The sequence below is a fragment of the Paenibacillus sp. JJ-223 genome, from assembly GCF_927798175.1.
Taxonomy (GTDB): Bacteria; Bacillota; Bacilli; order Paenibacillales; family Paenibacillaceae; genus Paenibacillus; species Paenibacillus hubeiensis.
Window position 1 is genome coordinate 242862 of sequence record NZ_CAKMMP010000002.1, and the last position, 12537, is coordinate 255398.

Consider the following 12537-nt stretch of genomic DNA (forward strand, 5'->3'; position numbering starts at 1 on the left):
ACCATTTAATCACAGCTATTGTATATCTTTGTCGATAAAGTACAAATATCCACAACAAGGCCCGCCGGGTCTATTTAAACGCCATTGCCGCCCGGACTGCCCGCTGCCAACCCTTGTATAACTCCGTTCTTCTTTCCTCCGGCATGCTCGGACGGAACAAACGCTCCGTATTTTCATGATTGCTCAGCTCGGTTCTGCTCTTCCAGTAACCAACCGCAAGACCGGCAAGATAAGCCGCTCCCAAAGCCGTCGTTTCATTCACTGCAGGCCGCTCTACCGGCATGCCCAGAATGTCGCTCTGGAACTGCATGAGAAAATCGTTGGCCGCTGCCCCGCCGTCCACGCGCAAGGCCCCCACCTCGATACCCGAGTCCGATTCCATAGCCTCAAGGACATCCCGGGTCTGATAGGCCAGCGCCTCCAGCGTCGCCCGTATGAAATGCTCCTTGGTCGTGCCGCGCGTCAGGCCGAATATCGCACCTTTGACCTCGCTGTCCCAATATGGACTTCCGAGCCCCACAAAAGCCGGCACCATGTACACGCCATCCGTCGATGGGACGCGTGCTGCGTAGTCCTCGCTGTCACGCGACGAACGCAGCATCCGCAAGCCGTCCCGGAGCCATTGAATCGCCGAGCCTGCAACGAAGATGCTGCCCTCGAGCGCATACTCCACTCCGCCGTCGATGCCCCAGGCAATCGTGGTAATCAGCCCATGCTCCGATTGAACCGGCTCTTTGCCCGTATTCATCAGCATGAAACAGCCGGTTCCGTACGTATTTTTCATGCTCCCCCGCGTATAACAGCCTTGACCGAACAATGCGGCTTGCTGGTCTCCGGCCGCACCCGCGATCGGAACCCGGTGGCCGAAGAAATGATATTCCGTCGTGTGGGCATATACTTCGGAGGATCCCCTCACTTCCGGCAGCATCGCTTGCGGAATATCGAGAATGGCCAGCAGCTCTTCGTCCCATTTCAACTCGTAAATGTTGTACATCAGCGTACGGGAAGCATTGGACATATCGGTCACATGCGTCCCCCCGCTTAGCTTCCAGATCAGCCAGCTGTCGATCGTACCGAACAGCAATTCTCCGCGCTCGGCGCGTTCCCGCGCACCTTCCACATGATCCAGGATCCAACGTACTTTCGTTCCCGAAAAATAAGGATCTATGAGCAGCCCTGTTTTGCGATGGAATACGTCGTCCAGCCCTTTGGACTTGAGCTCCTCGCAAATTCCCGCCGTTTGGCGCGACTGCCAGACGACGGCATTGTAGATGGGACGCCCGCTTTCCTTGTCCCAGACCACCACGGTTTCGCGCTGATTGGTAATGCCGATCCCGGCAATTTGCGCCGGCTTAATGCCGCTCTCCGCCAGGCAGGAAGCCATGACGGCCAGAATGGAGCTCCAGATTTCGTTGGCATTCTGCTCCACCCACCCCGGCTTTGGAAAATACTGCGGAAATTCCTGCTGTGCCGTGTGCACGATCTCCCCGTTTCGATTAAACAAAATTGCCCTTGAGCTGGTGGTCCCTTGGTCAAGGGCCATAATATATTGATCCATCCTTGCATCCCCTCCTGCACGCATTCGTTATGTTCACAGCACTGTTCATTGCGATTTCACGCCGGGTTACTTTGTAAGCGTTTTCCCATAGTGTCGGATCAGATCGTCATTGGACGTCGTTACCGCTTGAGCTCCGGCATGAAGAGCCTGCTCGACCTCCTGTACGGAACGGATCAAACCGCCCGCTATAATCGGTATCCCTGTGTGTTCATACACCTCGGTAATGATATGCGGAATGACGCCGGGCAGCACCTCGATGTAATCGGGCCGCGTTTTGTCGAGCAGCTGATAGCTTTTTTCCAGTGCATTCGTATCCAGCAGAAACACCCTCTGAATCGCAGTGATCCCTCTTTGCTTCGCTTTCTGAATCACGCTCGCCCGCGTCGAGATCAATCCTGCCGGACGGATCTGCTGACATAGGAACTCTGCCGCGAATTCATCGTTTTTGAGACCTTGCACCAGGTCGGCATGCAGCAGCATGTTTTTGTCCCGCCGCCGAGCCTCGTTCAAAATGCCCTGAAGCTGGCCGATATGGGTATCCAGCAGAATGCCGTATCGGTACGGCCCTGCGATGATCGCTTCGAACTGCTTCATGTTTTTGGCCGCCGGTAACATGCATTGTCCCTCAAATGGCATGGAGCTCCCCCTTACATGATTCGGATGGTTCCATTGTATAATTGACAACTGTCGGTCAGCAAGATTTTCGAATACGAGAAATTATTTCAAATTTTAAGTATTCCGTGCATGAAAAAAGAACCAGTCAATACGTGACTGGCTCCTCGTTGTTTTTTATACGAATAAATTCGCATCTATTCATCAGGCATCAGGCGGGTCGAACAAACAATGATCTGCGGCGAAAGCTTCTTGGTTCTTTCGTTACGCCTGGGCATGCGGAAGAGAACTTGCTGCCACATCCCAAACATCACTTTCCGAAAGGTGGCCGGAACGATTGACCTTGGTTTGCAAATATTTCTCGTTATACGCCGAACGGTCCCCCCAGAGCGGAACGCGTCCGCCAACGTTCAGTCCAGCCTCCTGCAAGGCAGCCAGCTTGCGAGGGTTGTTGGTGATCAGAGTAACCGGCTCTGGACGCAGTGCGCGCAGCACGGCGATGGCGTCATCGTAATTGCGTGCATCGTCCGTGAATCCAAGCTGAAGGTTGGCATCTACGGTGTCCATGCCTTCTTCCTGCAGCAGATAAGCCATGGCTTTGCTGAACAAACCGATGCCGCGACCCTCATGGTTCGCCAAGTAGAACAAAGCTCCAGCGCCGTGAGCGGCAATCATCTTCATGGACTGCTCCAGCTGGAAGCCGCAGTCGCAGCGCTTGCTGCCAAAAATGTCGCCGGTATGGCAAATGCTGTGCATCCGAATGAGCGCTTCCGTGGCTTGGGCGAAATCGCCGTAAACAAGCACGCTGGATTGTTGACGTTCCGCCAGTTCAGCCGCCGCCAGTGATTCGATCAGTTCGCGGCTGTCCATCTCTTTCTCCGCCTTCATCCAGCTGTACCATTGGAAGATGCGTGTTTCGCCATCCAGATTCACCGGAAGCTTGATGGGGCCGACCAAGTATATAAATTCTTTTCCACTTGGAATAGTCTGTATTTTCGGGGCGAGCAATTGTATAGTATGCGAATTTATCATCGAAAGGTTCCTCCCGCTATGCGTTCTAAAGCTATTTTATGATTCGCGTCCGGGTAAGCGGACCACTTGAATAGGCATCTGCAGTGATATATATCATTGTCATCATCATTAGTTACTTTATGTAAGCAAGTTTAAAATAAAAATTAGATGGTGTCAAGTAACTTTTGTTTTTAAAGTAACTGACAAATCTATAACTAAATCATGGACACAAATTTGTGATTCGTTTCAGGAATATTGGTTATGAGTTTAGAAACTGCTCATACAATGATGGTGTAGTCGGCAAAATCCACTTTACTTCACGTTGGCATCTTAACCTTAAGGGGGTAGTGCATATGATCCGCCGAAAAAGAGCTTGCTGGGTCGCCGCATTCATGGCATGCGTTCTGCTATTGGGCGGGTGTTCCATTTGGCCAGGGCAGGACGATTCAGCGACCAGCAAAAAGGCAGCGCTTACATTGTGGTATTGGAACCGTTCCATTGACGACAAGCTGTTAGCCAAGGCACAGGAGCAGTTCCCCAACATTCAACTAACGGCCCAAAAAATCGGGGGCGACTTCAAAGCCAAACTCAAAACCACGCTTGCAGCCCGTTCCGGCGAACCGGATATCGTTGCGTTGAACGACTGGATCATGGAGCTCTTTCCGAGTGAGGACCGTTTCTATAACCTGTATGATCTCGGCGCGGGAGACATTGAAGACCAATATCTGGAGTGGAAGTGGAAACAAGGCGTGACGCCAAGCGGACAAATGATCGGATTCCCGATGGATACGGGACCAACCGCCCTGTTCTATCGCGAAGACCTGTTCCGGGAAGCCGGACTGCCGTCCGATCCGGATGAAGTATCCCGTCAGATCAACAGCTGGGAAGCTTATGCAGCGGCCGGCGAGAAGCTCAAGAATGCGTTCGGAGGCAAAGTGTTTCTGACCGACAATATTGGTAGCGTTTACAATCAAGTGTTGTCTCAAGGCACGGACCGCTACTTCCAGCCGGACGGAACGTTCCTTGGCCTGGATTCGCCTCTGGTCAAGACGAGCTGGGATACCGCGATATCCTTCAAGGAAAAGGGACTGCTGGCCAATGCCGACGGGTGGACTCCCGGCTGGAACGCAGCCATGAACAACGGGGAAATCGCCTCCTTCGTGGGCGCTGTATGGATGAAGCAAGTGCTGCAGGAGGCCGCCCCGGATACATCCGGCAAATGGAGGGTAGCCCGTGCGCCGGGCGGAGATGGCAACAATGGCGGATCCTTTTTGTCCATTCTTAAATCCAGCGAACATCCGCAGGAAGCTTTTGAACTGATTCGCTGGCTGCAAAATCCGGAAAACCAATTGGAACAATACCAGACGTTGAACCTGTTCCCGTCCGCGCCAAGCGTATTCGATTCGCCTTCCATGAAAGAGGAAGAGCCTTTCTTTGGCGGGCAAGCTACCGGAAGCGTATTTGCCGAATCGGCACAACACGTCCCGATTGCCTTCTTTGGCGAAAGGTATCCTTCCGTGCATGGCATCATTACGCGGCGCCTGAACGATATCGCCAAGCAGAATGCCAATCCGCAGCAAGTATGGAATGATACGGTGCAGCGCGTCGACCGCGAGCTGCAGCGTTAGGTTGTATGAATGGCACCGCCCATGCAAGGATGACCCGCAAAGGAGGAAATTCCCATGGCCGTAACTGAACCGCGTCTTACTCCGGATCAAGCCGGCGCACGCCCCGATCTGGATCGTCAGAAACCTCTCCTGTCCCGCATCTGGGAAAACCGCTCGTTATATGTAGCTATTTCGCCGTTTTATATTCTGTTTGCCGTCTTCGGACTCTTTCCGATCGGATTTTCATTATATCTTGCCTTCCACAAGTGGGATGGCATCGGCATCATGACCTATAACGGACTGAACAATTTCAAATACATGTTAACCGATGCCGAGTTCTGGCAGGCGGTGGGGAACACCTTTGCCATCTGGATCTACTCGACGATTCCGATGCTCTTCTTTGCCCTGATTATAGCCTTCCTGCTGCATGCACCGTTTGTGAAATTCCGTACCCTCTTCCGCGTCGGCTATTTCCTGCCTAACGTCACGTCCATCGTGGCCGTTGCCATTATTTTCGGGGCCTTGTTTGCCAACAATTACGGCTTCCTCAATTATTTGCTGCAATCGGTCGGCCTTCCGGTCGTGGAATGGCTGAATGCGCCATGGGGCATCAAGGTTGCGATTTCTTCCATGGTCGTCTGGCGCTGGACCGGGTATAATGCCGTCATTTACCTGGCCGGTCTCCAGAGCATTCCCCAAACGCTGTACGAAGCTGCCCGCATTGACGGGGCTTCGGGCGTGCAGTCCTTTTTCCGAATTACGATCCCGATGCTGCGGCCCGTCATTCTGTTCACAGTCATCACGTCGACCATCGGCGGCATGCAGCTGTTTACGGAACCGCAAATTCTGGTGGGCAATGACGGCGGATCAGGCGCTGCCGGAATGACGATCGTGCTTTATTTGTACCGGGAATCGTTCATCAACAACTATTTCGGATACGGCGCTGCCGTCGGGTGGGGCATGTTCCTGATCATCGCGCTGTTCTCGATCGTGAACTGGAAGCTCGTTCAAGGCAAGTCATCCTGATGTGACAAGGAGGAGCGCTCATGGCATCCAAACACCTCAAATCGTTCGTGCTTTATATCGGCTTGGCCGCAGGCATGATCATTTCGATGTTTCCGTTCTACTGGCTGGTCGTCATGTCTACCCGAACCACGTCCGACATTTATGCTTTTCCGCCCAGGCTCTGGTTCGGCAGGGAGCTATGGAACAACATCACCCGGGTGATGCAGCAAATCGACTTCTGGGGAGCTTTTGTAAACACGTTTCTCGTCGCAGCCACGGTCACGCTGCTGGTGCTGTTCTTCGATTCCCTTGCCGGTTTTGCCTTTGCAAAGTTTGAATTCCCCGGCAGAAAGTGGCTCTTCGTTGTGCTGCTCGCCACGATGATGGTACCTTCGCAGCTGTCGCTCGTTCCATCGTTCGTGTTGATGGCTACCTTCGGCTGGGTCGGCTCGTTCAAAGCATTGATCATTCCGGGCATGGTCAACGCCTTCGGCATATTCTGGATCCGGCAGTATGCGACCGAGTCGATTCCAAGCGACCTGCTCGACGCGGGTCGGATCGACGGATGCGGATTCTTCCGACTATACTGGAACGTTGCCCTGCCGATCTTGCGACCTGCCTTTGCTTTCCTCGGCGCCTTCACGTTCATCGGCGTATGGAACGACTATTTGTGGCCGCTTATCGTCCTGACCGACGAACGAAAGTACACGCTGCAGATTGCGTTATCCCAACTGAACGGGCTATACAACACGGACTATGCCATGGTTATCGCCGGCACGCTGCTGGCAGTCATTCCGCTCATCGTCATGTTCCTGTTCATCAGCCGCCAGTTCATCTCGGATATCGCAGCCGGGGCAGTAAAAGATTAATTTAAATTCCAGATACGGGTAATTTTGATCCGTCCCTGAATTCTGATATGCTTGATGGCAGAGTACCCACCAGACGTTTCAGAAAAGAGGGATAGCAACCATGGCTTCTTCACGTTATATGATCGGCGTGGATATCGGCACTACCTCCACCAAGGCCGTCCTGTTCGAACAAAACGGAACGATCGTGGCCCAGGGCAGTGTCGATTATCCGCTATACACGCCTACGCCTGCCATTGCGGAGCAGGATGCGGACGACATTTTCAACGCCGTCTTGGCTTCGGTCAAACAGGCTACCTCCACTGCAGGCATTCAGCCGGGCGAGGTCATGCTGGTGTCATTCAGTTCGGCGATGCACAGCATTTTGCCCGTAGATGAGCATGGCAAGCCGCTAATGCGAGCCATGACATGGGCGGACAACCGTAGCGCCGAATGGACGGAAGCGCTCAAAGCCGATATGAACGGCCACGAAATATATTTGCGGACCGGGACGCCGATTCACCCGATGTCGCCTTTGACCAAAATCATGTGGTTCACCCGGGAAGAGCCCGAGTTGTTCAAACGGACGCACAAACTGGTTTCCATGAAAGAATATGTATTCTACCAGCTGTTCTCCGACTACGTCATCGACCATTCCATGGCATCGGCTACCGGAATGATGAACCTGGAGAAGCTGGATTGGGACGAAGAAGCGCTCCATGTCGCGGGCATTACGCCGGAACACCTGTCCAAGCTCGTGCCGACAACCCATGTGATCAAACAAGGGTTGAATCCGGAACACGCCAAGGCGATGGGAATTGCCGAAACGACTCCTTTCGTGATCGGAGCAAGCGACGGCGTACTCTCCAATCTCGGGGTCAACGCCATCGATCCGGGCGTGGTCGCGGTCACGATCGGTACCAGCGGCGCCATCCGTACGGTCGTGGACAAACCCGTAACCGATCCGAAGGGACGCTTTTTCTGTTACGCACTCACCGAGAATGCATGGGTGATCGGCGGTCCGGTCAACAACGGCGGCGTGATCTTCCGCTGGATTCGCGACGAATTCGCCGCATCGGAGGTGGAGACGGCCAAACGGCTCGGCATCGATCCGTACGAAGTGCTTACCCGGGTTGCCGAAAACGTGCCTCCGGGTTCCGAAGGCTTGCTGTTCCACCCTTACATGACGGGAGAACGCGCCCCACTCTGGAATCCGAATGCGCGCGGCTCCTTCTTCGGCCTGACGCTGCATCACAAAAAGGAGCATATGATCCGCGCGGCGCTCGAAGGCGTGCTCTTCAACCTGTACACGGTGATGTTGGCCATCGAGGAAAAAATCGGACGCCCCGCCAAAATCCAGGCTACGGGCGGCTTTGCACGCTCCGAGCTGTGGCGGCAGATGATGGCCGACATCTTCGATCAGGATGTCATCATTCCGGAAAGCATCGAGAGCTCCTGCCTGGGCGCAGCCGTACTCGGCCTGTATGCGCTGGGCCGCATCGATTCGCTGAGCGCCGTATCGGGCATGATCGGTTCGACCCACCGGCACAAGCCGGACCCGGACAGCGTGCGTGTCTACCGCGAGCTGCTGCCGATCTTCATCCGCATCTCGCGCAAATTCGATGAAGAGTACGCGGACATCGCCGCTTTCCAGAACAAGGCTGCACGGCAATAAGCATCGCCTGATCACGGCAACGGCAGCGTTCCCGTGATCAGGGCGTAGAATCCGGCAGCCCTCCGGTATCGGGAGGGTTGTCGGTTTTCTTTTTTCTATGGTATCTCATCTCGCTTGGAGACCTTATTCTATATATGATGGGAGAATGAATTTCATGGACAAAAAAGCACTCAAAATATTGCAAAGTTTCTTCTGGGGAAACGGCGGATGGAAATCGCCGCAGACTCCTTTTACGGGGGAAGACTTCGAGTATGCCAAAAGCAAAGGCGTCATGTTCGACCCTCTCACCATTTCGCATGATGAAATCGTTCAGCGGCTGCACTCCATGCACCAGGAACACAACATCAAGGAACAGGCGGCCATCGCATTTCTGCACAGCCTGTCCACGCGAAAAGTACATCTTCGCAGCGCGCTCTCCAGTTGGGCCCTAACGGCGCCTTTGCCGCTGCATACCTACGGCGAGCGTCCGGCGCTTCACGCCAATTCCAGCGCATGTGGAGACTGCAACTTCCAACGGCTGCGTTCCGATCGCGAGTACGTCGCTCAGGACTTGAACGTCCTGAATTTTGAACGCATACGGTGGGGCGGGGTGCGCCATGATCTGCTGTTATACTGCCTGATGGATTTGGAGCTGCTGTTAACTGACGAAGATACCTATGAAGTAACCGATGCCGATATCGCCATCCTGCGCGGCATGCTGGAAACGATATATGCCTGTGAGTCTGGTGAGGGTGCTCGCAAGCTGGAGAAGCGGTGGAAAACCATCTTCCCGTCCAACCAATTTGAGCGCGATGCCATTCTGGAAATTTGGAGCGCAGCCGGCATTTTAGCTGAGACAGATACACCGCGCATCGGAAGAGGTGGTTCAAGCGATTTCCGTTTTGCCTCGACCTGGCAAGGGAATGACCGGTACAGTGAAGAAGCTGTGAAATCGTATTTCGGAGCCTGGCTTTCCTGAACTTACCACGATGGCGACAAGAGCTTCCGGGCAATAATGACAATAATGACATCGACAGACTTCCTGCCGAACTCGTATAATAGGGGAAATATGGAGATGGGAGTGAAACAAGCAAAGTTATGTTATATTTAGCTGCATTTCTGTTGTCATTTGCTGTCGTGGTTCTGCTCATTCCTCCGCTTGGGCGTCTTGCCCACCGTCTTGATTTCGTGGACAAGCCCCGCGAGGACGTGGAGCGCAAACTCCACAGGCAGCCCATTCCGCTGACGGCAAGCTATGCGATATTTACAGGATTTTTTCTTACATATATTTTGTTCACCAAACAGTTGTCTATGGAAACGGCCGCCCTGTTCGTCGGCGGGATGCTGCTTCTGACGATCGGCACCATCGACGATTGGTATAAAACGAAGGGCAAGGACTTTCCAGCGCTGCCCAAAATGATTATCCAGATTTCCGCGGCGGTGCTCGTTTTTGCCTCAGGCATCGCTTTTACGGGATTCGTTAATCCGCTGACGTCCGAATATGTCATGCTCCCGGTCTGGCTGCAGTTCATCCTGACCATTCTATGGATTTTCGGCGTAACTACCGTCATTAACTTTTCCGACGGTATGGACGGGCTGGCTGGCGGACTTTCGGCCATTTCCGCTGTCACGCTGTTCGTCGTAGCGCTGGCGAAAGGACAGGCTGATTCAGCCCTGATGTCCATCGTACTGGTAGGCGTCACGGTTGGTTATCTGAAATACAACAAGCCGCCTGCGAAAGTGTTCATGGGTGATGCGGGCGCAACCTTCCTAGGTTTCATCCTGGCAGTCATCGCTCTTGACGGAGCATTCAAGCAAGCAACGATGCTGTCGCTCTTTATTCCGATCCTTGCGCTTGGCGTACCGATCTTTGACAACATCTTTGTCGTGGTCAAACGTTTCCTGCAAGGAAAAGCGATCTACCAAGCCGATGCCAGCCAAGCCCACTATCGTCTGCTTCGGGCAGGCTTGAGCCATAAACAGGTCGTAGGCGTGCTCTATCTGATCAGCACATGCCTTTGCCTTTCATCGATCATTCTGCTGCTCGTCGAGCGATAGAAGATGTCCATCCCGGCGTCTGCCAGACTTTGCAATATTCAGTCGATGTTAGAGCGTGTGGCTTGGCAACCTGAAGCATGCAGAAAGGAACGATTCCCGCAGGGAATCGTTCCTTTTGGCTTTCATCTGAAGATGCCGCTGCACCCACTGCCTACTTCAGTTTTCATCGGATATCTTGAATGACGTTTTTGCCGCCGCTGCGACCAGATCTTCCATACAGCCGCTGCACGGTTTCTACGAACAATTTCGTCGCACTGGATGCTTCGGCAAACGAAGGCAAGGCCAGGTCTACCTCACGGTAGATTTTAGGCTCCAGCTTAATGGCCTTCAGTCCTGCCGGCAGCCCAGCGAGAAGCATGGTCGGCAGCAATGCCACGCCGAGCCCCTCCTGAACCATGTTCAGGCAAGCGTTGACGTTATGGACCGTGAAACTGACGTTCAGTCCTGCCTTGCTGCGCCGGAAGATGTCATAGATCGGCACCTCGTAACCGCCGTTGCAGATAATGAAAGCCACACCTTCAAGCTGGCGGATGGACAGTACGGTTTCGCTTGCAAGCGCATGGTCATCTCTGCACACAAGCTGCATCTCTTCTTCAAGCAGCGGAATGCTCTCGAATTCCCCCTGCTCCGATGCAATAATCAGGCCGACATCGATTTCGCGTTGGTCCAGCCACTCCCTAATGTCGTTTACCGTTCCTTCACGCAAGTCGAATTCAATGCCCGGGTAACGTTCGCGAATGTCGCGAATGACGCGTGGCAGCAGGTGCGTAGACGTCATTGGGAACGATCCGATGCGAATCTTGCCGATTTCCAACCCTTTCTCGGCAGCGACCAATTGTTCCATCTGTTCAAACTGCTTCAAAATGACGCGGCTCTGGACAAGCAGGCGGCTGCCGATATCGGTCAGCATCAGTCCTTGGCGGCGGTCGCGGATCATCAGCCTGACGCCCAGCTCGTTCTCCAATGCGGAGATGGACCGGCTGACGGCAGGTTGCGTGATGTTCAGCTTTTCCCCGGCCCGGGTGAAGCTGCCGGTTTCGGCTACTTGAACGAATAATTCCAATTGTGCTCTATTCATAACAATATGGTTATACTCCTTATGAATAACATGCATTTCAATCATGGGTGTTTATATTGTACCATGTAGTATACAGTATCATCCATCAGGACGATACATCGTGACTATCATGCGTCCGTGTTAGGTGCAATTAAGGAAAAGAGGGATTCACATGCAGCTTTCCCGTTTCAAAACGAACGTATATCTCGGCATTCTTGTCCTCCTGTGGGGCTGGAACTGGCCGCTCACGAAGTATGGGTTAATCTTTATGCCTCCACTTCTGTTTGCAGGCTTCCGCCTGCTGATCGGGGGCGTCATTCTCGTGCTCATCGCTCTTCCGCGGCTGCACATGCTGCGGCTAAAGGAGAACTGGCCCGTGTATGCCCTGTCCGCACTACTGAACATCGTGTTTTACTACGGTTTTCAGACCGTTGGTTTGGCCCATGCGCCGGCAGGCCTGTTCTCCTCCATCGTTTTCCTGCAGCCCGTGCTGATTGGCATTGGAGCCTGGCTGTGGCTGGGCGAGTCGATGAATGCCATCAAAATCGTCGGACTGGTGCTCGGCTTCGCAGGGGTCGCCACGATCAGCATCGGAGGCATCACGGGCAACGTCTCGGCAGCGGGCATCGCGTTGGCGCTGGCCTCTGCCATTAGCTGGGCCCTCGGCGCGATTTATATGAAAAAAAATGCGGCTCGCGTCGACGGGCTATGGATGACGGCAACGTCGGTATTGGCCGGAGGCATCGTGTTGACGGCCACGGGAAGCATCACTGAGAGCTGGGCCTCGGTGCGCTGGACGATTCCGTTCATGCTGGACACATTGTTCATTGCACTGCTGGTCATCGCGCTGGGATGGTTGCTGTATTTCAAACTGCTCGGCTCCGGCGAGGCCAGCAAGGTCGGTTCGTTCACCTTCCTGATTCCGCTGATCTCCATCCTGACCAGCGTGCTCATGTTCGGCGAGAGCGTCAGCCTGAATCTGATTGCCGGCCTGGTCCTGATTTTGTTCAGCATCGTGCTGGTTAATCGCCGCACAGCAGGACCGCAAACGGCTAAATCCTCAGCTTCATAAAAGCATCACCGCGTTGCTATAAAAAAATTTTTAGCCAAACTTGGGCTAAAAAGATAGG

General features: G+C 53.8%; 11 protein-coding genes. 7 read left to right on the plus strand and 4 right to left on the minus strand.

Annotated elements, in window-relative coordinates; all coding sequences use genetic code 11:
• Positions 1-70 precede the first annotated feature (70 nt).
• The 3 genes from glpK to L6H98_RS04665 form a co-directional block, all read right to left on the minus strand.
• On the minus strand, positions 71-1558 hold the full coding sequence (glpK, locus tag L6H98_RS04655; RefSeq protein WP_236413274.1) for a glycerol kinase GlpK: 1488 nt from the start codon (positions 1556-1558) through the stop codon (positions 71-73).
• 66 nt (positions 1559-1624) lie between these two features.
• The gene (locus L6H98_RS04660) at positions 1625-2194 is read right to left on the minus strand and encodes a glycerol-3-phosphate responsive antiterminator (protein WP_236413276.1); all 570 of its coding nucleotides are present in this window, start codon (positions 2192-2194) and stop codon (positions 1625-1627) included.
• A gap of 240 nt (positions 2195-2434) precedes the next feature.
• Entirely contained in the window at positions 2435-3202 is a 768-nt protein-coding gene (locus L6H98_RS04665; protein WP_236413278.1) for a GTP cyclohydrolase II, read from the minus strand.
• Between the two features lie 332 nt (positions 3203-3534).
• On the opposite strand from L6H98_RS04665, the gene L6H98_RS04670 reads away from it, so the two are divergent.
• The 6 genes from L6H98_RS04670 (at position 3535) to L6H98_RS04695 (ending at position 10350) form a co-directional block, all read left to right on the plus strand.
• On the plus strand, positions 3535-4809 hold the full coding sequence (locus L6H98_RS04670; protein WP_236413280.1) for an ABC transporter substrate-binding protein: 1275 nt from the start codon (positions 3535-3537) through the stop codon (positions 4807-4809).
• 54 nt (positions 4810-4863) lie between these two features.
• The gene (locus L6H98_RS04675; protein WP_236413282.1) at positions 4864-5814 is read left to right on the plus strand and encodes a sugar ABC transporter permease; all 951 of its coding nucleotides are present in this window, start codon (positions 4864-4866) and stop codon (positions 5812-5814) included.
• A 20-nt stretch (positions 5815-5834) separates the two neighbouring features.
• Positions 5835-6662 carry a carbohydrate ABC transporter permease gene (locus L6H98_RS04680; RefSeq protein ID WP_236413284.1) on the plus strand — a complete coding sequence of 276 codons (828 nt, stop codon included), beginning with the start codon at positions 5835-5837 and terminating at the stop codon, positions 6660-6662.
• Between the two features lie 100 nt (positions 6663-6762).
• The gene (gntK, locus tag L6H98_RS04685) at positions 6763-8313 is read left to right on the plus strand and encodes a gluconokinase (protein ID WP_236413286.1); all 1551 of its coding nucleotides are present in this window, start codon (positions 6763-6765) and stop codon (positions 8311-8313) included.
• 154 nt (positions 8314-8467) lie between these two features.
• Complete coding sequence (locus L6H98_RS04690; protein WP_236413288.1) at positions 8468-9271, plus strand: hypothetical protein; 804 nt, start codon at positions 8468-8470, stop codon at positions 9269-9271.
• A 119-nt stretch (positions 9272-9390) separates the two neighbouring features.
• Positions 9391-10350, plus strand: a complete 960-nt coding sequence (locus tag L6H98_RS04695) for an MraY family glycosyltransferase (RefSeq protein ID WP_236413290.1) — start codon at positions 9391-9393, stop codon at positions 10348-10350.
• Positions 10351-10513: 163 nt separating this feature from the next.
• Here L6H98_RS04695 and L6H98_RS04700 read toward each other — a convergent pair whose 3' ends face one another.
• Entirely contained in the window at positions 10514-11428 is a 915-nt protein-coding gene (locus L6H98_RS04700) for a LysR family transcriptional regulator (protein ID WP_236413292.1), read from the minus strand.
• A gap of 151 nt (positions 11429-11579) precedes the next feature.
• Between L6H98_RS04700 and L6H98_RS04705 the strand changes: the two genes are divergently transcribed.
• Positions 11580-12479 (plus strand): DMT family transporter, encoded by a 900-nt coding sequence (locus L6H98_RS04705; RefSeq protein WP_236413294.1) that lies wholly within the window; start codon positions 11580-11582, stop codon positions 12477-12479.
• Positions 12480-12537: the final 58 nt, after the last annotated feature.

What these genes read in the sequence shown, in the direction of transcription:
- glpK (WP_236413274.1), bottom strand. Translation starts at nt 1,558, where the DNA reads ATGGATCAATATATTATGGCCCTTGACCAAGGGACCACCAGCTCAAGG.
- L6H98_RS04660 (WP_236413276.1), bottom strand. Translation starts at nt 2,194, where the DNA reads ATGCCATTTGAGGGACAATGCATGTTACCGGCGGCCAAAAACATGAAG.
- L6H98_RS04665 (WP_236413278.1), bottom strand. Translation starts at nt 3,202, where the DNA reads ATGATAAATTCGCATACTATACAATTGCTCGCCCCGAAAATACAGACT.
- L6H98_RS04670 (WP_236413280.1), top strand. Translation starts at nt 3,535, where the DNA reads ATGATCCGCCGAAAAAGAGCTTGCTGGGTCGCCGCATTCATGGCATGC.
- L6H98_RS04675 (WP_236413282.1), top strand. Translation starts at nt 4,864, where the DNA reads ATGGCCGTAACTGAACCGCGTCTTACTCCGGATCAAGCCGGCGCACGC.
- L6H98_RS04680 (WP_236413284.1), top strand. Translation starts at nt 5,835, where the DNA reads ATGGCATCCAAACACCTCAAATCGTTCGTGCTTTATATCGGCTTGGCC.
- gntK (WP_236413286.1), top strand. Translation starts at nt 6,763, where the DNA reads ATGGCTTCTTCACGTTATATGATCGGCGTGGATATCGGCACTACCTCC.
- L6H98_RS04690 (WP_236413288.1), top strand. Translation starts at nt 8,468, where the DNA reads ATGGACAAAAAAGCACTCAAAATATTGCAAAGTTTCTTCTGGGGAAAC.
- L6H98_RS04695 (WP_236413290.1), top strand. Translation starts at nt 9,391, where the DNA reads ATGTTATATTTAGCTGCATTTCTGTTGTCATTTGCTGTCGTGGTTCTG.
- L6H98_RS04700 (WP_236413292.1), bottom strand. Translation starts at nt 11,428, where the DNA reads ATGAATAGAGCACAATTGGAATTATTCGTTCAAGTAGCCGAAACCGGC.
- L6H98_RS04705 (WP_236413294.1), top strand. Translation starts at nt 11,580, where the DNA reads ATGCAGCTTTCCCGTTTCAAAACGAACGTATATCTCGGCATTCTTGTC.